Source organism: Evansella tamaricis (assembly GCF_019042215.1).
GTDB lineage: Bacteria > Bacillota > Bacilli > Bacillales > Salisediminibacteriaceae > Evansella > Evansella tamaricis.
The window spans coordinates 1-25,512 of sequence record NZ_JAHQCS010000086.1 but is presented as its reverse complement, the minus strand read 5'-3'; the positions used below and the strand labels follow the sequence as shown (position 1 = coordinate 25,512).

Here is a 25,512-nt window from a genome sequence, read left to right as displayed (position 1 = left end):
AGGGGCTTAAATATGAAATTGACAGACATCTATTTGCATTTGCGAAGTGACATTAATAAAATTGAAAAAGAAATTGAACGAAATATTGATGCAAACCATCCTGTTCTGCAAGAAGCCTCGTCCCATCTGCTGAAAGCAGGGGGGAAGCGTATTCGCCCTGTATTTGTTTTATTATCTGCCCAATTCGGGACGTATGACCTAAGGGAAATTAAAAATATTGCCGTCCCCCTAGAAATGATACACATGGGTTCTCTCGTCCACGATGATGTGATAGATAATGCAGAATTACGCAGGGGTGAAAAAACAATCAAAGCAAAATGGGATAATCGGGTGGCAATGTACACGGGCGACTATATTTTTGCAAAAGCCGTTGAAATGGCTACAAACTGTAACGCTCCGGGCATTAACGCAGTGTTAGCAGATGCAATGGTAGAAATGTGCCTCGGTGAAGTGGAACAAATCAGGGATCAGTATAATTGGAATCAAAACTTACGAATGTACTTTAGGCGTATCAAAAGGAAAACAGCACTCCTTATTGCAGTCAGTTGTCAATTAGGTGCAATTGCTGCCAATGCACCTGTGCCATATCAAAAGGAATTATGGAGATATGGTTATTATGTGGGAATGGCTTTTCAAATTACAGATGATATCCTAGATTTTGTTGGAACGGAAAAAGAATTAGGGAAACCTGCTGGAAGTGATCTCATACAAGGAAATGTTACGCTACCAGCACTTTATGCTATGGAGAAGGATCCACAATTAAGAAAAACAATTATTGAACATCTTGAAAACGATGTAATTAATAAAGAACAAGTCAAGGGTATTATTGAGAGCATAAAGAAATCAGGTGCCGTCGTATTTTCCAAAGTGATTGCAGATCGATACTTGGAAAAGGCAAGATCGGCACTGGACAATCTTCCTGATGGTCAGCCTAAGAGTGCCTTAAATCAAATTGCAAACTATATAGGTGATCGAAAGTTTTAGAGGATAGGCTAAAACCCTCGTTACTAAGACTAATCAAATAATACGCTATTTCACATTTGCTTACTTTGCCCGATGAACGGACAGGACATCCTATTATCGGGCATGCCATTTTATTTGCGATAAAACTTGTGAAAATAGGAGATTAAGAAAATTCTGGATGAAACAATTGTGATTTGTGTGAAGATTTGATATAATCAAAAAGGTTTGTCTGCTATACATAATAACGCTAGGGGGCACATTTATGGAACGTACTTTTTTAATGGTTAAGCCTGATGGAGTTGAGCGAAGTCTTATTGGAGAGATTGTTTCTCGGTTTGAAAAAAAAGGATTTACTTTAGTTGGTGCTAAAATGTTAGCGGTTTCAAAAGAATTAGCTGAAACGCATTATGGTGAACATAAGGAACGTCCTTTCTTTAACAATTTAGTAAGTTTTATTACTTCTAGCCCTGTTTTTGCTATGGTATGGGAAGGGGAAAATGTCATTGCAGAAGCAAGGAAAATGATGGGGAAAACTAACCCTGAGGAAGCACAACCTGGAACTATTAGAGGGGACTTTGGAGTAATTGTCTCTATGAATATTATTCACGGATCTGATTCTTCGGAGAGTGCAAAAAGGGAAATTGAGTTATTTTTCAAAGATGAGGAATTGGTTTCTTACGAAAAGACTATTTCAAAATGGGTTCAATAAAGGATAACACTGCCGAAATCAGGCAGTGTTTTTTGTTATACTATAGTAGTTCCTAAAACTTTGTGGTACAAATATATAAAGTACTTTAAAAAAAACTATTATTTGATATCTTTTTGTTGAATGGGAGCCAATTGGAAAGAAATAATAGGATAAGGGGAATTACAGGAATATGTCAGATTACCAGGAGTTCATTGCCCAAATAAAACGGAAAACAGGGATTGATTTATCTTTATATAAAGAAGCACAGATGAAAAGAAGGTTAACTTCCCTCCGTGATAAACGGGGGTACCGTACTTTTCAGGCTTATTTTCATGATCTGGGAAAAAATCAACCAATGCTTGATGAGTTTTTACAACGGATGACAATCAACGTTTCAGAATTTTTTCGTAATCCGAACCGTTGGGATGTTTTGGAAATGAAAATATTGCCACGTTTGCTTAGTGACAGAAAAAATAAATTAAAGGTGTGGAGTGCAGCTTGTTCCACGGGAGAAGAACCTTATTCCGTCAGTATGTTATTACATAAATACTTAAGTTTTCATCAAATGGATATACTTGCTACAGATTTGGATCAGGACATTCTTAAACGAGCAAAAGATGGAATTTATGGGGAAAGGGCGCTAAAAGATGTCCCTTCATCCATGCTTCAGTCTTATTTTACAAAGGAAGAAATGAGTTATCGTGTCAATGAGGATGTGAAGAAGCCGATCCGTTTTAAACAACATGACTTATTAGCAGGTAAATATGAATCTGAATTTGATTTAATTATTTGCAGAAATGTTATGATCTATTTTACTGAGGAAGCAAAGGACCAACTTTACCGTAAATTCAGTAAAGCATTAAGAGAAGGTGGTGTATTATTTGTTGGAAGTACAGAACAAATTTTTAATCCACAACAATACGATCTCTGGTCTGAAGAAACGTTTTTTTATAAACGGATATAATTTTAATACTCTTTATGTCTGTTAAAATACAATTTAAAGAAGGCCTCTCTTTGACTTCGGTTGTCACTTCCGATGTGCCCCCTAGTGAGAAGGCGCTTGTACTAGAGAAGGTTCCAAAACTTATCAAACTTTATAAAAAGGGCTTAATCATATGATCGTGATTAGCCTTTTTCACTTACGTGAAAAGATTTTTATACAAATTGTAGTGAAACGCTTGAAAATTTTGATTAAATGAATGACAATGGGTAATAATCAGACAGTTTAGCACATAAAAGCGATAAAGAAAGCTGAGGTAGATAGTTATGAGATTTTTAACAGCAGGAGAATCCCACGGTCCACAACTTACGGCAATTATCGAAGGAGTACCAAGCCAATTGCCATTAACTGAAGAAGATATAAATTACCATCTTCAAAGGAGACAAAAGGGATACGGTAGAGGTAGGCGGATGCAAATTGAAAAAGATCAGGTGAGAATTACAAGTGGTGTAAGGCATGGAAAAACCACCGGGGCTCCAATTACTCTCATCGTTGAAAATAATGATTGGAAGCATTGGGATAAGATTATGGGTGTTGCCCCATTATCTGAAGATGAGGAAAAGGAAGTTAAGCGAAAAATAACCCGTCCAAGACCGGGACATGCAGACTTAAATGGTGCTATTAAATATCGTCACCGAGATATGAGAAATGTTCTTGAACGTTCATCCGCTAGAGAAACCACCGTCCGTGTTGCGGTAGGGGCTGTTGCTCAGGTGTTATTAGAGGTATTTGGAATTGAAGTCTGTGGGCATGTACTGGAAATTGGTCATGTTAAAACCGGTAATTTAACGTATGAATCAATAAAGTCATTAAAAGAAAAAACAGAGGCTTCTGAAGTAAGATGTTTAGATCCTGAAGCTAGTGAGAAGATGATGTGGGCTATTGATGATGCAAAGAATAATGGTGATTCCATTGGAGGAATAGTTGAAGTTGTTGCTGTTAATTTACCTGTTGGTTTAGGCAGTCATGTTCAATATGATCGAAAACTGGATGGGAAAATTGCTCAAGGTGTTATGAGTATCAATGCTTTCAAAGGTGTGGAAGTGGGACTTGGATTTGAAGCGGCGAGAATGCTTGGGAGCAATGTTCATGATGAGATTACCTATCTAGAAGGTCAAGGGTTTTCCCGTAGGACCAATCGCTTAGGTGGATTTGAAGGTGGTATGACAAATGGAATGCCTGTTATTGTCCGTGGGGCTATGAAACCAATTCCAACATTATATAAACCCCTTCAAAGTGTAGATATTGAAACGAAGGAACCCTTTTCTGCAAGTATTGAACGTTCAGATAGTTGTGCAGTTCCTGCTGCGGCAGTTGTTTGTGAGGGAGTTGTAGCTTGGGAGCTTGCAAATGCTTTTCTAGAAAAATTCGGATCAGATACAATAGAGGATATTGTTGACAACTATAATAATTATAATATAAAAGTGAGGGACTTTTAATGGATGTTCCAAGCCTTCAGGTGAAATCCAGTAAACATACCTATCCCATTATTGTCCGGCCTGGTTGCCGGACTTCCTTGTACGATTATCTTGTCCAGTATTTAGATGGAGCGTCCAGGTATTTTTTGATCACAGATGATCAGGTTGCTAGTCTCTATTTAGAAGAAATAGAATCATCTTTTCCTAATAGTGAAAAGATCAAATCTTATATTCTTCCATCTGGAGAACAGTCTAAATCAATGAATCAATATGAAAAGGCAATCACTGCTGCACTTGAATTTAAACTGGACCGAAAATCAGTAATTATCGCTGTTGGTGGAGGTGTCGTAGGAGATTTAGGGGGATTTGTTGCATCAACTTATATGCGGGGAATACGGTATGTACAGGTACCAACAACCTTATTAGCCCACGACAGTAGTGTGGGTGGGAAGGTAGGAATTAATCACCCGTTAGGTAAAAATATGATTGGATCGTTTCACCCCCCTTCTTTAGTATTGTATGACCCGGAATGTCTCCTTAGTCTTCCTCCAAAAGAATGGAGGTCCGGATTTGCAGAGGTAATAAAACATGGTTTTATTGCAGACAGGGAGTTTTTAAAGTGGTTGACAGAGGAGATTTCTTCTTTCGATCAGGTAGACATGGCCCTGTTGACGGAAATGTTAATCCGGTCCATAAAAGTAAAGGCAAAGATTGTCCAGGAAGATGAGCAAGAAAGTGGGATAAGGGCTTTTTTGAATTTTGGTCACACACTAGGACATGCCATCGAAGGGGAAATGGGCTACGGAAAACTGACACATGGGGAAGCAGTAGCCATAGGTATGAAATTCGCTTTACGTTTAAGTGAAAGATATTTTCAGACAAAGCTAGATTATGAGCCTTATTTAAGTGTGATGGAAAAGCTGGGATACGAACTTGATATACCTCATAATCTGAATGTTGAACAGCTTATCCATCGAATGAAACTGGACAAAAAATCATATAATCAAGTAATAAATTTCGTACTCTTAGAACAAATAGGAAAAGCCACATTAGTGGAAATAAAGGAAGAGATCCTAATTGATGAATTAACGGGAAAGGTGGGGTGACATTGGTTAGAGGAGTTAGGGGAGCGACGACGGTTAATCATAATAACGAAAACGAAATAATAAGTGCGGCGAAGGAATTAGTGGAAACGATGGAAAAGGAAAATGGATATCTTCCTGCTGATATATCACATATAATTATCACAACAACCCAAGACTTGAATGCAGCATTTCCTGCTGCTGCTTTGAGAAAGATTAAGGGTTACGACCTTGTTCCGGTCATGTGCGCGCAAGAAATACCTGTCCCTGGAAGTCTTGAGAAATGTATACGAGTTATGATTACACTTAATACGGATAAAACTCAACAGGAGATAAATCATGTTTATTTGGGGAATGCTATTCACTTAAGGCCAGATTTAGCCTTGACAAATAGAGTGAATTCGCGTTAGTATGAGACCTAATAACGTATGATTCATGAGAAGGATATCTTCTGTAATGGAGTTATCCAAGTAAAGAGATAAGATTGTTCTGGTGAGATATCAGAAGAATCTTCAAGCCTAGTTTAGATTTGAGAGATTTAAAACAGATGAGCAGAGAATAGAAGAGATGAGTTGAGGAGAGCAGAGTTTACAATGGACGACACGACACGTCTGCCCTCTATACAGGGCAGGCGTTTTTTAATTTGGCTTTGTAACTGTAACATGAATACAAAGCCCATTAATTAAAACCACGTGATTTGGAAACGATTAGAATCATCCATTTCATTTTCTTTCCATGATCCTCTTAACCTCCTTAATTCAATCGCTCTAACCTGCTAAGAAGAGGTGATGTTTAGTGATTGAAACAACCAAGGACTCATTTATGACGTATGCTGACCATTATCGTACTATTCCCATGTGGGCAACTGTAGTGGCAGATACAAAAACTCCCATTCAGTTATTCCAGTTATTTGACAATGATGCCGCATTTATTTTGGAAAGTAAGGATCCCGTATCAGCATGGTCCAATTATTCATTTATAGGTTTATCTCCTACATTTTTTTTGATGGAAAGGGAAGGACAATTTTGTTTAGAAGACAGGTCTGAAAAAAAACTACTGACCGATTCGACCTTTCAAGAGGCATGGGAATCCAGTTTAAACTTTTTAAATATTGCCCCTAATTTACCTGAATTTCCTTTCCCAGGTGGTGCTGTGGGATACTTTAGCTTTGAATCCTATTCTCACTATGAAAAAAAGCTCACCCCTAAAAAAAGTGCTGATTCAGATGTACATTTAGTTTTCTGTGAGACGATCCTTGTTTTTAACCATGAGAGAGAAGAGTTATCTGTCATCCATTTGCAAGAAGTGGATACTCGTAGTAAAAAGGATAGCTATCTTCAAGGGTTACAGCGAATAAACGATATTATTAGTAGGCTGGAAAAGGGGAACGACATCATGTCGCCAATCCATTCAGCAGCCCCACTGGACGAAGAAGATATATTCAAGGGAGTTCGATCGAACTATACGAAAAAATCTTTTATGGAAGATGTTGAAAAAGTAAAGGAGTATATTCAGGCTGGGGACATTTTTCAAGGTGTTATCTCACAGAGGTTTGAAGTAAATGTTCAATCAACAGGTTTGGACCTTTATCGCGTGTTAAGAAAAGTGAACCCTTCTCCTTATCTCTATTACTTAAGGTTAGGGGATCAAGAAATTATTGGAAGTTCCCCTGAAAGGTTAGTAAAAATTGATGAGAAAAGAGAACTGGAAATTCACCCCATTGCTGGAACAAGAGCTAGAGGGAAAACATTACTGGAAGATGAAACTCTCGCAAAGGAACTTCATGCAGATCAAAAAGAGCGGGCAGAACACTTAATGTTAGTTGATTTAGCTAGGAATGACATTGGCAAAGTCAGTGAATTTGGCTCAGTTAACGTTCATGATATGATGACAGTCACTTATTTTTCCCATGTTATGCACTTAATCTCCAGGGTGACGGGAAAACTTAGGGAAGATATTCACCCTTTTGAGGCGTTGTTCTCTGCACATCCTGCCGGTACTGTTTCCGGTGCACCAAAAGTAAGAGCGGTGGAAATAATTCAAGAAATTGAACAAGACCGTCGGGGAGTGTATGCAGGTGCCATTGCTTATTGTGGATTAAATGGTGCCATTGATTCTTGCATTGCCATCCGAACGATAATTTTGAAAGATGGGGTTGCTTCCGTTCAAGCAGGAGCAGGAATTGTCCAAGATTCTATCCCTGAATCAGAATATGAAGAAACTAGAAACAAAGCGAAGGCCTTATTGTATGCGATAAAGCTAGGGGAACAGCGTTATCAAATGGAGGAGGTTAACTAAATGAATGAACTGATGGAAAGACTATTAAATCGTGAGACCTTGTCGAGGACGGAAGCTAAAGAGTTAATTACAAGAATGCTAGATGGAGTAATTTCTGATGAACAAATCGCTGCCATTTTAACAATATTACGGTTTCGTGGAGAGACAGTGGAAGAAATTATTGGATTTGCAGGGGGAATGAAAGAACACAGCATGCAGGTAAAACCCCCTTTCCCTGTCCTTGATACTTGTGGTACTGGGGGAGATGGAGTAGGAACATTTAATATATCCACTGCTGTAGCGATCTTATTAAGCTCTATGGGTGTTCCTGTTGCAAAGCATGGTAATCGGAGTGTCTCCTCTAAAACAGGGAGTGCAGATGTCCTAGAATACTTAGGGGTTCCTATTCAATCTACTGCAGAGGAAGCTATTCATCAACTAGAAGAGAATCATCTCTGTTTTTTATATGCACCCCTATATCATTCCGCAATGAAACAGGTGGCAACTGCCCGAAAAAGATTAGGGGTTAAGACGATTTTTAATCTATTAGGTCCCTTAACAAATCCTGCAGGAGCATCAAGACGGTTAATTGGAGTATATGATAAAGATCAAGCCAGAAAAATGGCACAAGCCTCTTTGGAATTAGGCATCGAAAGGGCAATGTTTGTGACCGGTGAAGACGGGTTAGACGAGATTACCATTACAGGACCTACTTTTGTGTCTGAAGTAGATCAAGGGCAAATAAATGAATATGTCATTAGTCCGGAAGATGTAGGAATGACCCGGGGAACTATTGCTCCTTTACTTGTAAAATCCCCTCAAGACAGTGGAGAATTTATTCAGCGTTTATTTACTGGAAAAGGTCCAGATGAAGGGACAAATATATTATTATTAAATGCAGGGGCAGCATTGTATGTTTTTGGAAAAGCAAAAACAATTAAGGATGGGGTAGATCAGGCAAGACAATCATTAGGAAACCCCGTGTTGTTACATTTAGACCGCTTAAGAGGAGCGAGGGAGGCTTTTGCAAAGTGACCATTTTAGATACAATTGTACAACAAAAAAAACGTGAAATAGAAGAGATCCCGAAACAGATGAGGATTGAAGAGGCATTCGTGAAGCGCTCCTTATATGAGGCAATTGCAAACCCGAATTACCCTGTTGGTATAATTGCTGAAGTGAAAAAGGCGAGTCCTTCAAAGGGAGTATTAACAAAAGATTTCAATCCTTTAAATATCGCTGAAACGTATGAAAAATTATCGGTGGATGGTATTTCAGTGTTAACAGATGAACAATTCTTTCAAGGACACCCCCGTTATTTAACGGAAATTAAACAAAAAGTTAATGTGCCTATTTTGCGAAAAGATTTTATTATTGATGAAAAACAGATTATCCAATCAAAGGCATTAGGAGCAGATGCAATTTTATTAATTGCTGCTATTCTTGATGGCAGTCAGTTAAAGGAATTATATGAACAGGCAGAATCGCTAAACTTGGATGTATTAGTTGAGGTGCACAATGAGCGGGAAGTAGACAATGTTTTATCAGCGATTAAACCGAAATTAATAGGAGTAAATAACCGAAATTTAAAAACCTTTGAAACGTCATTGGAAACATCTAGACATCTTGCTGCTATGTTACCAAAAGATATATTATTTATTAGTGAAAGTGGAGTAAAAACCAAAGAGGATGTGGACTATTTAAGGAAAACGACCCATGTAAATGGTTTATTAGTGGGTGAAGCATTTATGTTGGAAAAAAATAAAGGGGATCTTCTTAGGGGCTGGTTTGAGGAGAGGCATAATCATGAATACACTTCTTAAGTTTTGTGGAATGACATCCTTTGAAGATTATAAGAAAGCTGTGGAAAGTGGTGTTGATTATATTGGCTTTATTTTTGCTAAAAGTAAGAGGGAAGTAAATCCCGAGGTGGTAGCGATATGGCAAAAACGAAAACCAAAACAACCCCATCAAAAAATGGTAGGCGTTTTTGTCAATGAAACAAATGATCGAATCGTAGAAGTAATAAATTCTTGTGAGTTACAAGTTATTCAATGCCATGGTACTGAATCACCTGATAAGATTAACCAATTACGGTCCATCATTCAACAGGAGATTTTTAAAACAATACATCATCAGGAGAAGGGTCCTGAGACTTTAAGTAATTATGAAGGTATAATAGATGGGTTTATTATCGATACAAAGACGGAAAGTCAATGGGGGGGGAGTGGCATTACGTTTGATTGGGAAAGTGTCCCTTCTTATTGCAAGGAAGCAAATCGGCAGCATGTTCCATGCTTTATTGCCGGTGGAGTGAATGTATTAAATATTACTAGGTTATTAGACTATAAACCGACTGGAATTGATTTGTCTTCTGGTATTGAGACTGGTGGACAAAAGGATGAAAGGAAGATGACTAAGATGGTACTAACGGTAAAGAAAAGCTACCATGCACCAGATCAATTTGGGAGATTTGGAAAATTTGGAGGGAAGTATGTTCCAGAAACATTAATGTATGCCTTAGAAGAATTAGAAAATGCCTTTGATAGAGTGTGCAAGGATGAGTCTTTTTTTAAGGAACTTCACAACGAATGGGCATGTTATTCCGGAAGACCTACACCATTAACAAAAGCTGACCGGTTATCAACATTTTTAGGCGGTGCAAGCATTTATTTAAAACGGGAAGATTTAAACCATACGGGGGCTCATAAAATAAACAACGCAATTGCCCAAGCTTTATTAGCTAAGAGGATGGGGAAAGAGCAAATTATCGCAGAAACGGGAGCGGGACAGCATGGAGTAGCATCGGCGACAGTTGCTGCTAGATTCGGTTTAAAGTGTAAAGTATTTATGGGAGAAGAGGATATGAAACGTCAGGAATTAAATGTTTTCCGAATGAAACTCCTTGGCGCAGAAGTTATACCGGTAACTAGTGGGGGCAGAACATTAAAGGATGCTACAAATGAAGCGATTAGACATTGGGTAACACACGTAGAGGATACCTACTATTTAATCGGATCAGCAGTGGGACCACATCCATATCCAAAAATGGTTCGGGAGTTTCAATCTGTCATTGGTAGGGAAAGTAAAGAACAATTTTTGAATGAGACTGGGAAACTCCCAGACGAAATTATAGCTTGTGTAGGTGGAGGAAGTAATGCCATTGGAATGTTTTATCCATTTATAGAAGATGGAAATGTAACGTTAACCGGAGTAGAAGCGGCGGGGAAAGGCACGGAAACACAGGAACATGCTGCGACGTTATCTAAAGGGAGAGTTGGAGTTCTCCATGGGTCCATGTCCTATTTGCTCCAAGATGAATCAGGTAATATAACAGAGCCTTATTCCATTTCTGCTGGATTAGACTATCCAGGTATCGGGCCAGAACATTCTCATCTTAGAGATATTGAGAGAGTGTCCTATGAACCGATTACAGATACAGAAGCTTTAGAGGCGTTAAAGGCTTTATGTCATTTAGAAGGTATTTTACCGGCACTAGAATCGGCACACGCAGTAGCCTATGCGATAAAACGGGCGAAGGAAATGAGGCAAGAAGAAACGATATTGGTTTGTCTGTCTGGAAGAGGAGACAAAGATGTTCATACTATACAGCGAGAGATAGGGGAGGGAACGAAATGAATCGATTACTTGATCAATCTTTTCAAAATAAAAAAAATTTATTTGTCCCTTATGTCATGTCAGGTGACCCTACGATGGATGTCTCCATTGATATTGCCTTAACACTACAGGAAGCAGGGGTGGATGCCATTGAATGGGGAGTTCCTTTCAGCGATCCATTAGCAGATGGTCCAGTGATTCAGGAGGCGGGGGGACGATCTCTGAAAAATGGTGGAAATATCATTCGTGCTATTGAGGGGATCAAAATAGCCAGAGGAAAGGGATTAACAATACCTGTAGTCTTGTTTACTTATATCAATCCAATCTTAGCTTATGGTGAAACGGAAATCATTTCAAAAATGGTTGAAGCAGAAATAGATGGCTTATTGATACCTGATTTACCATTGGAAGAGAGTGAAGAAATAAGGGAAAAATGTCACTTGGAGGGAATCTCCTTCATTTCTTTAATTGCATTAAACTCCCAATCCAGAATGGCTACTATTAGTCAGCATGGAGATGGTTTTTTATACTTTGTTTCTTCCCTTGGTGTCACTGGGGCAAGAGAGAATTTTTCTGATCGGATCGAGGAATCTATTCAAACGGTTAAATCGATGACAGATGTTCCTGTGCTTGTTGGGTTTGGTATTTCTAAACGAAAACATGTAAAATATTTTCATACCATATCCGATGGAGTGATTGTTGGAAGTGCACTTGTTCACTTGATTGGGGAGAAGAAATGCGCTTTAATGGAGGAAAGGGATAAAGCGAATGCCTTAGGCGAGATAAAAGAATTTGTCCTGGAACTCATTTCGTAATAGGATATAGGGGAAAGATGTAAACGTTAGGGGAGATTATTTTGCGAGTTAAGCCATCGATGGTAGGTTTAGTAGCCTATCAACCAGGAAAACCAATTGAAGAAGTAAAGCGAGAGTTAGGTTTGGATGAGGTGATTAAGTTAGCATCCAATGAAAATCCGTATGGTTGTTCACCGAGAGTAAAACAAGTCATTCAAGATTCATTTAATGAGTTGGCTATTTACCCAGACGGATATGCGAGGGAATTGCGTGAAGGGGTTGCGGAACATCTGGGAGTAAAGGAGACGGAACTCCTTTTTGGAAATGGATCCGATGATGTCATTTTAATTCTTTGCCGTTCTTTCCTTACGGGGGGGGATAACATAGTTACTGCCACTCCAACCTTTCCTCAATATCGTCATAATGCAGTGATCGAAGGGGCAGAAGTGAAAGAGGTCCCATTAGAAGATGGTGTTCATGATTTGGATGCCATGTTAGAAGCAATCGATGAAAATACAAAGATGGTATTCGTATGTAATCCAAATAACCCGTCTGGGACATATGTTGGAGAAAAGTCGTTCTTGGATTTTATTAAACGTGTTCCAAAGGATGTACTTGTTATTAGTGATGAAGCATATTTCGAATATGTGGCGGCACAGGATTACCCAGATACAATACCATTACTGAAGGAATATTCTAATTTAGTGATTCTACGAACCTTTTCCAAGGCTTATGGACTAGCATCCCTGCGAATTGGCTATGGGATTGCTAATGAGTCACTAATCCAATCGGTTGATCCTGGCAGGGAACCGTTTAACACGAATACTTTCGCACAGCGTGCTGCCTATGAAGCATTGTTAGATCAAGAGTTCATTCAGGAATGTTACAAGAAAAACCGGGAGGAAATGGAACGTTTTGAAAGGTTCTGTAACGAAGAAGGATATAAATATTATCCATCACACGGAAATTTTATCTTAATGGATCTTCAAAAACCCGGCTCAGAAATTTTTGACTATTTACTAAAGAACGGTTTTATAACTAGAAATGGTGAAGCGCTTGGTTTTCCCACTTCTGTACGAATTACACTAGGGACGAAACAACAAAATGAAAAGTTAATCGAATTATTGAAGAAATTACCGTAACAGGAGGGTCCGTTTGTGGGGAAGCGTGTTGTAATTATCGGTTTAGGGCTGATCGGAGGTTCATTGGCCCTTTCCATTAAAAGAGAACATCAAAACTGTGAGATAATTGGTTTTGATCTGGATGAGAAAGCAAGGCAATTGGCACTTTCCCTTCAAGTCATCGACCGGGAAACAGTGGATTATAAAAAAGAGGTACCGACTGCAAACTTAATAATAATAGCAACCCCTGTCCAAAGTGCTGTATCCATTTTAGATGAATTAAGGCAACTTCATCTTCAGGAAAACTGTATTGTGACAGACGTGGGAAGTACAAAGAAAACAATAGTGGAAAAAGGAATGGAATTACAAAAGATGGGGGTTCATTTTATTGGAGGGCACCCCATGGCTGGTTCCCACAAATCAGGAGTTACTGCATCAAACGGCAGGTTATTTGAAAATGCCTTCTATATTGTTACACCAACTCCAGGAACCCCTTCTTCCAAAGTGATTCAATTACAAAATTGGTTACGTGGAACCGGAGCGAGATTTATTGAATTAAGCCCCAATGATCACGATCGTTTCGTAGGAATGGTAAGTCACTTACCACATATTATTGCATCCTCACTCGTTCATCAAACGGGGAAAATGGGCCAGGAATTCCCGATTGTATCTCAATTGGCTGCCGGTGGATTTAGAGACATTACGAGAATCGCCTCTTCTTCTCCATCGATGTGGCGAGATATTTTATTAAATAATAAAGAACCCCTATTGGAAATGCTTTCAGATTGGGAATACGCCATGAAAAATGTGAGAGAGATGTTAAACCAAGGGGATGGGGAAGCCATTTACTCCTTTTTTGCTGAAGCAAAAGCATTAAGGGATCAACTTCCAATCGGAAAAAAGGGCGCAATGATGCCTTTCAATGACTTATATGTCGATGTCCCAGACCATCCAGGTGTTATCTCTGATGTTACTGGGATTTTGGCAAGTGAAAAAATCAGTATCACTAATATTCAAATTATTGAAGCGAGGGAAGATATCATGGGAGTTCTTCGCTTAAGTTTCCGCTCCAAAGAGGATTTACTTTTAGCTAAAAAAATACTAAACGATCATATGTATGAAACGTACGATACGCCGTAGGAGTTGAAAAGTATGGAACAAAAGATTCAGCCGTTAAAAAACGGACTACGTGGAATGGTTACGATACCGGGGGATAAATCTATTTCCCATCGGGCAGTCATGTTTGGTTCCATTGCAAAGGGTACAACGGAAATTACTGGTTTCTTAAAAGGGGAAGATTGTTTAAGTACCGTGCGCTGTATGAAACAGTTAGGAGTATCCATCGTGGAAGACGGGGATAAAATCATTATAGAATCCTCTGGTTTAAAGGGATTAAAAGAACCTGATGCTGTGTTGGATGTTGGGAATTCAGGGACAACGATCCGTCTGCTGGCAGGAATCCTTGCGACCTCTCCCTTTTCTTCGATTCTTGTAGGGGATGATTCGATTGCGAAGCGTCCCATGGGAAGAGTGACCGGACCATTAAAAATGTTGAATGCAACTGTGGATGGAAGGGAGCATGGACAGTATACCCCGTTATTTATCCGTGGTGGAGATTTAAGGGGTGTCCATTATGTTTCCCCTATTGCCAGTGCTCAAGTGAAATCATCTATTTTATTAGCGGGATTAGGGGCAAGAGGAACTACAACTGTGACAGAACCATACCGCTCCAGAGATCATACAGAGCGGATGCTTCAATCTTTTGGTGTAGAGGTGAATGTGGATGATAGATCTGTTTCTATCGAAGGGGGACAAACGTTAACAGGCACGATGGTTAAAGTCCCAGGGGATATATCTTCTGCTGCTTTTTTGTTAGTGGCAGGTGCCATTACCGAAGATAGTGAAGTTGTATTAAAGGATGTGGGAATTAACCCTACAAGAACTGGAATACTTGATGTACTCAAGGAGATGGGAGGGGACCTGACCATTTCCGATGAAACGTTATTCGGGGAAGAACCTGTTGCGACATTACATATAAAGACTAGTAAGTTAGTTGGGACGACAATCGGAGGAGAACTTATTCCAAGATTAATTGATGAAATACCAGCTATAGCTATACTTGCAACACAGGCACATGGGACAACAATTATTAAAGATGCAGAAGAGTTAAAAGTAAAAGAAACAAATCGGATTGATACGATGGTTAGTCAGTTAAAAGAATTAGGAGCAAATATAGAAGCTACTCCAGATGGGATGAGGATTATTGGACCAACTCCCCTTCACGGTGGTACAGTCGATAGTTTTGGAGATCATCGAATTGGAATGTCGATGGCACTGTGTGGTTTGATTTCTGCTGATTCTATTACTGTGAAAAATACGGATGCAATTGCGGTTTCTTATCCGAACTTTTTTGAGCATTTAAATCTATTATCCGAAAAATGAGTTAACATATTATCCCCTTCTCATACATAATTTTTCAGTAGGGAGGAGGGGAGGCCATTGAAATATGTTATGTCCGTTTCTCAAGATGATGCAGAACTAACTAGGGACCTTTGGATTGAAGAAGGGCGTGTACGGTATTCGGATTTACCACAGGAACGTTCTGGGATCATACAGTTATCCACAAAGAACTTTAAAGTAGTTCCAGGTAAGGTTACTATTGAAGAAAACGTTGGAGAAGTTTTTCGAAAAGACGCAGGTTCCTCCTATGTGAAAAGGCTCCTATTATACGGATTCACAGCATTTGTTCATCTCATTGATATAAAATATGAAAGTGAGTGTATGGACCGATTAAAGCTCGAACGTGATTCATTAAAGGATTGCCCCCTCGATTATGTTCATGCTGTCAGAGTTCCCCTGTCACGATTATCAGAATCGTGGATACGAAGATTAAAACAGCAGTCCATTTCTATTTTATTTATCTCCACAGATTCTGTTCATATGTTAAAGGCTACCCCTTGGCAGCGCCTATTTGAAGCTATGTTCCCAAAACGTATGTTACTCATTTGTGTTCCGTCGTCTAAAGTAACGTCCAATAAGAAGAAGAGGCAGATTGAAGATACTTGGGCCAAAATAATACAAACATTTAGAATTAATTCCTATATAGGTTTTCCAAAGCTAGGCGAACCCATTTCAGTCTTTTTAACTAAAAGGATAGGCCTCTTTCCTAAAAAAGGCTCCCTTGTTATGGGGAGTGATGCAGACTATTTGATGTATGGAACGTTTCATGTTGGGGAAAGGCCAATGGAAGTGCCAGATATAGTTGTTTTAAAAGGGCGTGTTGTCAAAGTGGGAAAACAATGGAGTATAGAGGGAGTGAAGGGGGAGGAACTAACATCATTAGTACCAGAAAAATTCTTACCCATTCAAGATATACACCGGTATTCGGATAACGATAGTACGTAAGGAGTTAAGATTGTTTGACTCCTTTTTTTGTTCCGTTAAAATGGGAAGGAGAGAGTTTAAAGGATGGGATAAGGGATGAACAGACAATTACAATCAGCAATTAATATGATTGAAGAGGGAAATCACGAAGCAGGGTTAAACAGTCTCGAGGAATTATCAAAAAATGGAGACGATGAGGTTAAGCGCAGCATTAGTGAGTTGTATTACGATCTAGGTTTAATTGATAGGGCATTACCTTTGATTGAAGATTTGATGTTTCAGTATCCTGATCATGGAGAATTATTTGTTTTTGCAGCAGAATGCTATAGCGAACTTGGGAAAGAGGAAGATGCCATTGATATGTTATCGGAGATAAGGGTTAGTGATCCCGCTTATAGTCAGGCCCAGATGCTTTTGGCAGATATTTATCAATCCCAAGGGTTAGAAGAAGTGGCAGAGCAGAAGTTATTAGTGGCAGAAAAATACAGTCCTGATGAACCAATTATTCAATACGGGTTAGGGGAATTTTACTTAAGCCGCGGAGACTATCAACGGTCAATTCCGTATTTCAAGAAAGTCATACATCAGCATCGACTAACTGATGATTTCCCGGTAGTACCAGAGTTGCGTCTTGCAGAGGCGTTCAGTGCAACCGGTCAATTTGAGGATGCACTGGAATATTATAAAAAAGGGATTGAAAAGAGGGAAGATCCGGACTCCCTTTTTGGCTACGCCTATACTGCCTTACAAATGGAAGATTATGAAACATCTATTAAGCAATTCAAACGACTGAAAGAGTTGGATCCGGACTTTACAACACTTTATCCATACTTGGCAAAGGCACTTCAGGGAAATAATCAATTTGAACAAGCTATTGACACCTTAGAGGCGGGATTATTAAAGGATGAATATAATGATGAGCTTTACATGGAAATGGCAAAAGCTCACTTTAGGAAGGGAAGTGGAGAAAAGGCTAAGGAATTCCTTGAAAAGGGAATTGCCATAAATCCTTCTAATACAGCTGCAGTTAAAGAACTCCTTCTCTATTTCCATCAATCGGAACAATATGAAGAGTCTCTGGAGCTGTTGTCCTTTCTCAGTGATTTTGGTGAATATGACCCGGTGTTTGAACGATTTAAAGGGAAGGCATTATATGAAACGGATGATTTAGAAGGGGCAGTAGAGGCTTATCGGGAGGCGTTGTCCCATATGGAAGATGGAGATTTGATGGAGGAAGCAGCAAATGCCTTTTTAGAGATTGGAAATAAAAAAGAAGGGGTCACCCTCCTTGAGAAACTATTAGAATCTCAACCACACCGATTTGATATAGAGGAACGGCTTTCAAACTGGAAAGGGAACGAATAATGAATCCCTTTTTTATAGATGGAAAATTTTTTTCATAGATTAACCTTTGCCTCCACATACTACAGGAAAATGAATGTTGTGGGGGTATCAACATGAAACTCGTTCAAGTTCTATTGTCCCAACCGCAATCGGAGTTAGTAAATCGAGTGAAGACATTGGGTTTATCTTGTAATACCCATTCCAGACAGGAAATCACAGAAGCATTAGTCAAAACCCTCTTGGATGAAGTCCGTACTATAGACCAATGGAATTCGTTACAAGAAAAAGAGCAGCAACTGTTGCTTCAAATGTCCTTTTCGTCTTCTATCTCATTTCCAACGGATGAATTATCCACTTGTTTAAAACAGTCTTACAGAAAAGAACTTCCAAGTTTATTAGAGACACTCAAAAGAAAAGGATGGATTTTTGAAGATAACTGGAATCAATGTATCATTCCACTTGAATTGAAGGAGTGGATCGGTAATTATTTTTGGGAACAGTTTAAGGAAAATAGTATTATCATTCCTTTTACGCAAGATGATGAGTTAGTGATCATAGATGATATATTTCACTTTATGGACTTTGTGGAAGATAATAAAGTCCGTCTCACAAAAAATGGGACGATCTACAGGAAGCAATTAAAGGAGATATTGAGTCATCTGTCTACTGAAGAATCTTTTCCGGAAGAGCGATGGAGGTTTGGGTATGGGAGACACTTTTATTCCTATCCTGACTGCTTTTCCCTCTTATATGATTTTTGTTATGGACAAAGGTGGATTCAGGAAGGGGAAGAACTAACAGTTACCAAAGAATGGGAAAAAGGACAACGTCTATCGGTTAAGGAAATATTAGACAGGTTTCTCCGCTCTTACATTCAATTATATAAGCGGGCAATTCCACAGTTACCATTTTTGGTGGAAGTAATAATAGCAGTGCTTTCAGACGGCAGTGCTGTTGAAAAAAAAGAGATTGTAGGCAAACTTTCGCCCTTCGTGGATAATTATTATTTTGATCAACCTGAGAATATCATTGAAGATAGGGTTATCCAAATGCTGCAATATCTTCAAATATTATCTTCTGAAAGAATTGACAATTGTGAATTTTTGTTTTTACATCCATACAAAAAAAGAAAAAAATAAAATCAAAGAAGGTTTGATTTTTAAAAGGATTATTTGCTTGCATGTAGAATATATTAAAGAAACAGAGAGTATGAAAGAGTCACTGTTTTGTCTTTCTATAGTGGACAGCTTAGGTTACTTCCTCAGGTGCGAAGAAAATAGGGGGAGGGGAAATGATGAATAATCCTGTTCCGGTATTGGAAAAACGTGATTTTCTAAAATGGTTTTTGGATCAGTACCAGCTGAAACGTAGGGAATGTGCGTGGTTGTTGAATTTTCTCATGAGTGACGATGTCTTAATGGAGCGGGTCCATTTCGTGGAACAAGCGGAATATTGTCCAAAAGCTTTATTGATTTCTGCTAATGATGTTGATAGTGTTCCTTTTGCCTTTCATAAAAATCAACATGTAACGATGGATGCCGAAAAATCATTCCATGACATTCGCTTAAACCGCACTGAGGATATTTACGTTCAATTAAATTTCAAGGACAAACAGTCCATCCCTCAGTATATTGCGGTTCTTGAGGAAAACCCGTATCTTCCCATTAACACAGATGAAGCAAATGTACAGAGCCTGCTTGCCGAAATGATTTTAGAGGAATCCTTAAGATCGTTCCGTCTGAACCAACTGGAGATCGAAATTGATCAAGCCTTATCGAGAGGAGACAAAACGACCTTTCATGATTTGGTAAAAAAATACAATGATCTAAAAGCCCTAGATAGTTAAGGGCTTTTCTTTTGGGAGTTATTAAGCTTTGTATTATCAAAGAAGAACTGAGGAGGCTCGTTGATCGTCCGTGGCAAGGGAGCAACACGGAACGAATGACTAACTAACAACAGAGTTTTAGAATGAACTAGTTACTTTTAACCAAGATAGTGTATTTACACAGTAGATCTCTAGGAAAATGGAGAATAAAAATATACGCCAATATAACAAGATTTTTTAGGAATGAGTGGAAGTGTGCGAGACGCCTACGGAAGAACGAGCAGAACGAGACCCCGCAGGCGACAGAACATCTTGAATAACCACAGAGAGCTGAGGAGGCTCGTTGATCGTCCGTGGCAAGGGAGCAACATGGAACGAATGACTAACTAACAACAGAGTTGTAACAAGCTAGTTATACAACGAAGAAAGTGTAGTTTCACAATGGCTAAAATATTTATTTTCTGGTAAAACGTATATGTATGGGAAAAATGTACATAAGAAAGGAGAGAGTGCATTGAAATGGACTACTGAACAAATGGACATGTACTTAAAAGCAAAAGAATATGTCGATACTGCCATTATCCCGTTAATACCTTTAGATTGGGAAAAAGACCCAAAAGGGAAAGTTTCAATGGGAGAATTTACGAGCATTTTAACGGATCAACTGGAAACCCAGTTTAAGGGGAGGGTATTTCAGATCGCTCCATTCACCTACTTATCCCAAGAGGATGAGGATGATCGGCTAAAGAGGTTAGTAGCATGGGACCATCATTTATTTGATAATGGTTTTAAACATATCCTTTATGTCACTTCAGATAGTGAGTGGAAAAAGGTAGAGAGGAATTTACCGGATATGCTCATTTGGATCCCTTCTTTATCGTTGGAAAGTATGGAGGACACCTATAAAAAACAAATCATTGATCAGCAATTAAAACAACTGATCCCACTAATAGCTGATAAATGGCAAGGAGAACCTGTTAAAAGAGGGAAAGAGGAATATAATACATAAAATGCCCTATTAGATTTTGTTGACATACGTAGAAATATTGGGCTATCATGAGTATGTCTTAGTATCTATTTTTGTGTGTGTTTATCTTAAGAACATGGATGTGAGGAGGGAAGATCGTGAGTGAAAAAGAACACAAAGTATCAAGGCGGCAATTTTTATCTTATTCCTTAATGGGTGTCGGCGGTTTTATGGCTGCTGCTATGATAAGCCCGATGGTACGTTTTGCATTAGATCCTGCTTTAGAGGCAGCAGGAGAATCTGATTTCGTCTCTGTTGCGACTGTGGATCAATTGACAGAAGAGCCGCAACGGTTTACTTTTCAAGTAACAGTAGAAGATGCATGGTATACATCAGACCAATCCAGGACCGCCTGGATCTATAGAGAAGGTGACAATATTATTGCACTTTCACCTACATGTACACACATGGGATGTGTAGTAAACTGGGATACAAATGAAGAATTTCCTAACCAGTTCTTCTGCCCATGTCACGATGGAAGGTTTGAAAAAAGTGGCCAAAACGTTCCTAATACACCTCCAACAAGACCGTTGGATGTGTATGATATGGAAGTTCGTGATGGTACAATTTATTTAGGCAGACCGATTCAACGGAATTCTGTTTAAGTCAGTGAAGAAGGGGGCGAAATGGAATGTTACAAAAAATTTATGATTGGGTTGATGAGCGTTTAGACATCACACCAATGTGGCGGGATATTGCAGATCACGAAGTTCCAGAACACGTGAACCCTGCTCATCACTTCTCCGCATTTGTATACTGTTTTGGTGGTTTAACGTTCTTTGTAACCGTCATTCAAATATTGTCCGGAATGTTCCTTACAATGTATTATGTACCGGATATTATTCATGCGTATGAATCAGTATTTTTCTTGCAGAATGAAGTGACACACGGGGTAATCGTTCGTGGAATGCACCATTGGGGCGCGAGCTTAGTTATTGTCATGATGTTCCTTCATACATTACGTGTATTTTTTACAGGATCATATAAAAAACCTAGAGAACTAAACTGGGTTGTTGGGGTACTTATTTTCTTCGTAATGCTAGGCTTAGGTTTTACAGGATATTTACTTCCTTGGGACATGAAAGCTTACTTTGCTACAGTTGTAGGTTTAGAAATCGCAGAAGCAGCTCCTGTTGTTGGGGGATTTGCAAAGATGCTCTTAGCAGGCGGAGAAATCATTGGGGCACAAACATTAACTCGATTCTTTGCGATTCATGTATTTTTCTTGCCAGGAGCTCTTTTAGGACTTCTCGCAGCACACTTTTATATGATTCGTAAACAGGGTATTTCCGGACCATTGTAAAATGGAGAGGAAATTGAAAAGGAGGGAAAGCTATGCATCGCGGGAAAGGTATGAAATTTGTCGGTGACTCACGGGTACCGGCTGAAAGAAAACCTAATATACCAAAAGACTATTCCGAATACCCAGGTAAAACAGAGGCATTCTGGCCTAACTTCTTGCTTCGCGAATGGATGGTAGGTGCTGTTTTCTTAGTGGGGTATCTTTGTTTAACCGTTGCTCATCCGTCACCGCTAGAACGAATGGCAGATCCAACGGATTCCGGTTACATACCATTACCAGACTGGTACTTCTTGTTTTTGTATCAGCTATTAAAGTATGAATTTGCATCAGGTCCTTATACAGTGATTGGAGCAGTTGTGATTCCTGGAATTGCCTTTGGAGCACTACTACTTGCTCCATGGTTAGATCGTGGCCCAGAACGCCGACCAATTAAGCGTCCAATTGCTAGCAGCATCATGTTAATTGCAGTTGCCTGTGTCATATTTTTAACATGGGAAGCGGTTGATCACCATGACTGGGAAGCGGCGGCGCAGCAAGGGGCCATAGTGGAAGATGTTGAGGTAGATGAAACGGCAGAAGGATTTGAAATATGGACAACACAACAAAATTGTATTAATTGTCACGGTGGAGATATGTTAGGTGGAGCAGCAGCTCCAAGTGTTTTCCAGAGTGATTATTCAAAAGAAGAAGTTATGGATATTATCATCAATGGGGCTGAAGGAATGCCTGCTGGTCAATTTGAAGGAACTGATGAGGAACTTGAAACATTAGCCGCCTTTATTGCTAATGATGGCCAAAATCCTGATGAATAATAAATGAATTCCATTGGAAATGAAAGCTGACTGAATATGTTCAGTCAGCTTTTTTTAAGATGTAAGATAGTAAAAGTTTTCTTAGTTGTTAGCTCCAGCAACGAGGATTTACTTCGGTGGCAGCACACGAGCGTTGCTACTCTTGAGTATGATTCGAGTTGCCATGTTGGAGGATATACTTCAGAGAGATGTTTGTTGAGGAAGAGGCAGTGACTTTCGCCCGTGACCAAGGCGCTTGCGCTTTTCTTAAAATGAGAAAGGAAAAGGAAGATGTACATGATTTTTGAGAGTTTACTCCAATTATTACGTAATCGGACGTTTTTATGGATTCTTTTATTGATTAATATTGGAGGAACAATATATGGCTACATATGGTATGATGCACAATTAGCAATAACACCTAAGATATTCCTAGTATTTGTACCAGACAGTCCAACTGCCAGCTTGTTTTTCTGTATTGTTCTTGGGGCTTTTTTACTCAAAAGGAATTTCCCACTTGTGGAGGCTTTGGCTGCAGTCACGTTATTTAAATATGGTATTTGGGCGGTTGTCATGATTGTTGCATCTGCAACTGCCGGTGATACATTAACTTGGAAGCAGTATATGTTAATTTTTTCTCACTTGGGCATGGCTGTCCAAGGGTTGTTGTACAGTCCATACTACCGGATTAAACCGTGGCATTTAATCGCGGTTGCTGTTTGGACCTTACATAATGATGTGATAGATTATATTTATGGAATGCATCCTTGGGTTGCCCGGTCCATCTATATGTATTATAGTGAAATTGCTTATTTTACCTTTTGGTTAAGTATGATTTCTCTATTCCTTGTCTATATATTGAATAAAAAAGCTGTGAAACGGGAGCTCTAAATCTTTCAGGTCTACTCTTGTCCAATCTATCATACGATAGAGTATGAATAAGAGGAGGGACAGGCACATGGCTGAAAGATTATTCAAGATGTTATTGATATTCTCCATTCTAATCGTTTGGCCGTTTCACATAGTCGCAGCCGAAGATGTAAATGGGGAGCGGGATCTATGGAGAGACTTAAATAAAACAAGTGATACTATTTTACATTACGTCAAACAAGGTCATTATGAAGACGCAAAGCAATTATTGGAATATTTTTCCGAACAGTTTTTAGAAATAAAGGCATCCGATTATGATTTAACCATGAGGGAACTTCAAGTAATAACTTCTGTCTATGAGGAAGCAACGGAAGCCGCAGTCTCTGTGTCGTTATCGCATGAAGACCGGGTGAAAAAGGCATCCAAGCTTCGACTTTTAGTCGACGTTTATGACTCGTCTAGTCAACCACTATGGAAAGGAACAAAGGATTCACTATTTGCACCGTTGACATCCATGAGAAACGCAGTTAATGAAGGAGATGCTCAGAAATTCCAGCAAGCACTTAATCTGTTTGTGGAAAATTATGAAACAGTCCGACCGGCTTGGGGAGTAAGTTTGTCTCATGAAAATTATTACAAGACCGATTCTCAAATTCAGTACCTTAAGTCGTTACGGTCTTCCTTTGGACAAGATTCTAATTTAGCAGAACATTTGAAGTTAATGGAAAATCAGTTAATTTATATATATGATGGTACAGAGGACGGAGCATCGGACCCTTCACTTATATGGGTAATGTTAACGATAGGCGGAGCCATTATATTTGCTTTATCCTATACAGGTTGGAGAAAATACCGTGCGGAACAGGAAAAAGAAAAGGAATTAAAACGGAAAAGAAGGAGAATATAGTAGAGTTCAAATTAATTGACACCTATAAAAAGTTTTTATAAAATTTTAGAAGAAACAATCAAGATATAAACAGACGTATTAGGAGGTTTGGAACCATGTTGTTTGATACATTCGGTGGTTTTCTTATCTATATCGCTATTTTAATGCTAGTTCCACTATGGGCTCAGATGAGAGTGAAAAGTGCCTATAGTAAGTATTCTCAAATTGCCTCATCTTCTGGTATGACCGGGGCACAGGTTGCAAAGAAGATCTTATATGATAATGGATTATATGATGTAACTGTAGAGCCTGTAAAGGGCCAGTTAACGGATCATTATGATCCCCGGCAAAAAGTTGTACGTCTGTCAGAACACAATTATTATGGAAATTCTGTCGCAGGTGCTGCAGTAGCCGCCCATGAAGTGGGACACGCTATGCAGGATGCAGAAGGATATGCATTTTTACGATTTCGCCATGCCTTAGTTCCGTTGGCTAATTTCGGCTCGAATACAGCATTTTTCATTATTCTAGCTGGGCTATTAATGACAATACCACAACTTGTTCTTGTAGGTATCGTATTCATGTCATTGGCTGTCCTATTCCAGCTAGTTACATTGCCAGTAGAATTTAATGCATCTAATAGGGCGATGGAACAAGTTGTTTCAACAGGAGTTATTCGTAATGATGAAGAACGGGAGACGAAAAAGGTTTTAGATGCTGCAGCCTTAACTTATGTTGCTGCTGCATTAGTGGCTGTGATGGAACTTGTTCGTTTTATATTAATGTTTCTGGCTATGAATCGTGACTAAAATTATTAAAATGATAAGAGGGTGTCCCAAAAGTATAACTTTTGGTGACACCCTCATTTTATTGAATCCATTTCACAGTGTCTACTCAAAAACGCTAAAGGCTGACGTTTCCCCACTGGCATAAGGGCGAAATCTGCTCATTCTTCGCAGTGTCTATTTTGCCGCGGGCAACGCTCGCTACGGGAAACTGCCCTACGCTCGTGATCATAGGCGCTTGCGCTTTTCTTTGTCTAGCTCCAGCGCCTACTCGCTGCGGGGCACTTCGGAAGTGACAACGGAAGTCAAAGAGCGGACTTCTGTTGTCATTCCTCC

At 39.2% G+C, this 25,512-nt stretch carries 25 protein-coding genes and 1 pseudogene; all 26 read left to right on the top strand.

Features of this window, described 5'->3' with window-relative positions:
- Positions 1-12: 12 nt before the first annotated feature.
- The 26 genes and pseudogenes from hepT to KS419_RS08640 all read left to right on the top strand — a co-directional run bounded on the left by hepT (position 13) and on the right by KS419_RS08640 (position 25,200).
- A complete protein-coding gene (gene hepT, locus KS419_RS08760; RefSeq protein WP_217065904.1) occupies positions 13-984 on the top strand; it encodes a heptaprenyl diphosphate synthase component II in 972 nt (323 codons plus the stop codon).
- Between the two features lie 241 nt (positions 985-1,225).
- On the top strand, positions 1,226-1,672 hold the full coding sequence (gene ndk, locus KS419_RS08755) for a nucleoside-diphosphate kinase (protein ID WP_217065903.1): 447 nt from the start codon (positions 1,226-1,228) through the stop codon (positions 1,670-1,672).
- A gap of 169 nt (positions 1,673-1,841) precedes the next feature.
- Positions 1,842-2,615, top strand: coding sequence for a CheR family methyltransferase (locus KS419_RS08750; RefSeq protein ID WP_217065902.1), 774 nt, complete (start codon positions 1,842-1,844; stop codon positions 2,613-2,615).
- A gap of 302 nt (positions 2,616-2,917) precedes the next feature.
- Complete coding sequence (gene aroC / locus KS419_RS08745; protein ID WP_217065901.1) at positions 2,918-4,090, top strand: chorismate synthase; 1,173 nt, start codon at positions 2,918-2,920, stop codon at positions 4,088-4,090.
- Complete coding sequence (gene aroB / locus KS419_RS08740) at positions 4,090-5,175, top strand: 3-dehydroquinate synthase (RefSeq protein ID WP_217065900.1); 1,086 nt, start codon at positions 4,090-4,092, stop codon at positions 5,173-5,175. Before aroC ends, aroB begins: the two co-directional genes overlap by 1 nt.
- 2 nt (positions 5,176-5,177) lie before the next feature.
- Positions 5,178-5,561 carry a chorismate mutase gene (aroH, locus tag KS419_RS08735; protein WP_217065899.1) on the top strand — a complete coding sequence of 128 codons (384 nt, stop codon included), beginning with the start codon at positions 5,178-5,180 and terminating at the stop codon, positions 5,559-5,561.
- A gap of 385 nt (positions 5,562-5,946) precedes the next feature.
- Positions 5,947-7,449, top strand: a complete 1,503-nt coding sequence (gene trpE, locus KS419_RS08730) for an anthranilate synthase component I (protein WP_343215046.1) — start codon at positions 5,947-5,949, stop codon at positions 7,447-7,449.
- A gap of 9 nt (positions 7,450-7,458) precedes the next feature.
- Entirely contained in the window at positions 7,459-8,463 is a 1,005-nt protein-coding gene (gene trpD / locus KS419_RS08725) for an anthranilate phosphoribosyltransferase (protein WP_380086067.1), read from the top strand.
- Positions 8,460-9,251: an indole-3-glycerol phosphate synthase TrpC gene (gene trpC, locus KS419_RS08720; protein ID WP_343215045.1), complete on the top strand. Its 792-nt coding sequence runs from the start codon at positions 8,460-8,462 to the stop codon at positions 9,249-9,251. The genes trpD and trpC overlap by 4 nt, the downstream gene beginning before the upstream one ends.
- A pseudogene (locus KS419_RS25480) lies at positions 9,235-9,843 on the top strand (phosphoribosylanthranilate isomerase); the annotation flags it as partial. The gene trpC and the pseudogene KS419_RS25480, both read left to right, overlap by 17 nt.
- Positions 9,844-9,849: 6 nt before the next feature.
- The gene (gene trpB / locus KS419_RS08715) at positions 9,850-11,067 is read left to right on the top strand and encodes a tryptophan synthase subunit beta (RefSeq protein WP_343215047.1); all 1,218 of its coding nucleotides are present in this window, start codon (positions 9,850-9,852) and stop codon (positions 11,065-11,067) included.
- Positions 11,064-11,861 (top strand): tryptophan synthase subunit alpha, encoded by a 798-nt coding sequence (trpA, locus tag KS419_RS08710; RefSeq protein ID WP_217065895.1) that lies wholly within the window; start codon positions 11,064-11,066, stop codon positions 11,859-11,861. The genes trpB and trpA overlap by 4 nt, the downstream gene beginning before the upstream one ends.
- Before the next feature lie 41 nt (positions 11,862-11,902).
- Positions 11,903-12,982: a histidinol-phosphate transaminase gene (hisC, locus tag KS419_RS08705; protein WP_217065894.1), complete on the top strand. Its 1,080-nt coding sequence runs from the start codon at positions 11,903-11,905 to the stop codon at positions 12,980-12,982.
- A gap of 15 nt (positions 12,983-12,997) precedes the next feature.
- Positions 12,998-14,101: a prephenate dehydrogenase gene (locus KS419_RS08700; protein ID WP_217065893.1), complete on the top strand. Its 1,104-nt coding sequence runs from the start codon at positions 12,998-13,000 to the stop codon at positions 14,099-14,101.
- 12 nt (positions 14,102-14,113) lie between these two features.
- Positions 14,114-15,403: a 3-phosphoshikimate 1-carboxyvinyltransferase gene (gene aroA / locus KS419_RS08695; RefSeq protein WP_217065892.1), complete on the top strand. Its 1,290-nt coding sequence runs from the start codon at positions 14,114-14,116 to the stop codon at positions 15,401-15,403.
- A 57-nt stretch (positions 15,404-15,460) separates the two neighbouring features.
- On the top strand, positions 15,461-16,366 hold the full coding sequence (locus KS419_RS08690; protein WP_217065891.1) for a hypothetical protein: 906 nt from the start codon (positions 15,461-15,463) through the stop codon (positions 16,364-16,366).
- A gap of 75 nt (positions 16,367-16,441) precedes the next feature.
- Positions 16,442-17,710, top strand: a complete 1,269-nt coding sequence (locus KS419_RS08685) for a tetratricopeptide repeat protein (RefSeq protein ID WP_217065890.1) — start codon at positions 16,442-16,444, stop codon at positions 17,708-17,710.
- A gap of 92 nt (positions 17,711-17,802) precedes the next feature.
- A complete protein-coding gene (locus KS419_RS08680; protein WP_217065889.1) occupies positions 17,803-18,828 on the top strand; it encodes a hypothetical protein in 1,026 nt (341 codons plus the stop codon).
- A 155-nt stretch (positions 18,829-18,983) separates the two neighbouring features.
- The gene (locus KS419_RS08675) at positions 18,984-19,535 is read left to right on the top strand and encodes a ReoY family proteolytic degradation factor (protein WP_217065887.1); all 552 of its coding nucleotides are present in this window, start codon (positions 18,984-18,986) and stop codon (positions 19,533-19,535) included.
- Between the two features lie 493 nt (positions 19,536-20,028).
- Complete coding sequence (locus KS419_RS08670) at positions 20,029-20,523, top strand: YpiF family protein (protein WP_217065886.1); 495 nt, start codon at positions 20,029-20,031, stop codon at positions 20,521-20,523.
- A gap of 170 nt (positions 20,524-20,693) precedes the next feature.
- Positions 20,694-21,146, top strand: a complete 453-nt coding sequence (locus KS419_RS08665) for a QcrA and Rieske domain-containing protein (protein ID WP_246593738.1) — start codon at positions 20,694-20,696, stop codon at positions 21,144-21,146.
- A gap of 26 nt (positions 21,147-21,172) precedes the next feature.
- On the top strand, positions 21,173-21,844 hold the full coding sequence (gene qcrB, locus KS419_RS08660) for a menaquinol-cytochrome c reductase cytochrome b subunit (protein ID WP_217065883.1): 672 nt from the start codon (positions 21,173-21,175) through the stop codon (positions 21,842-21,844).
- 32 nt (positions 21,845-21,876) lie between these two features.
- Complete coding sequence (locus tag KS419_RS08655; protein ID WP_217065881.1) at positions 21,877-22,656, top strand: menaquinol-cytochrome c reductase cytochrome b/c subunit; 780 nt, start codon at positions 21,877-21,879, stop codon at positions 22,654-22,656.
- A 276-nt stretch (positions 22,657-22,932) separates the two neighbouring features.
- The gene (gene lhaT / locus KS419_RS08650; RefSeq protein ID WP_217065879.1) at positions 22,933-23,526 is read left to right on the top strand and encodes a lipoprotein heptaprenylglyceryl N-acetyltransferase LhaT; all 594 of its coding nucleotides are present in this window, start codon (positions 22,933-22,935) and stop codon (positions 23,524-23,526) included.
- A gap of 67 nt (positions 23,527-23,593) precedes the next feature.
- On the top strand, positions 23,594-24,412 hold the full coding sequence (locus KS419_RS08645; RefSeq protein WP_217065877.1) for a sporulation protein YpjB: 819 nt from the start codon (positions 23,594-23,596) through the stop codon (positions 24,410-24,412).
- A gap of 95 nt (positions 24,413-24,507) precedes the next feature.
- Positions 24,508-25,200 carry a zinc metallopeptidase gene (locus KS419_RS08640; protein WP_217065875.1) on the top strand — a complete coding sequence of 231 codons (693 nt, stop codon included), beginning with the start codon at positions 24,508-24,510 and terminating at the stop codon, positions 25,198-25,200.
- Positions 25,201-25,512 lie beyond the last annotated feature (312 nt).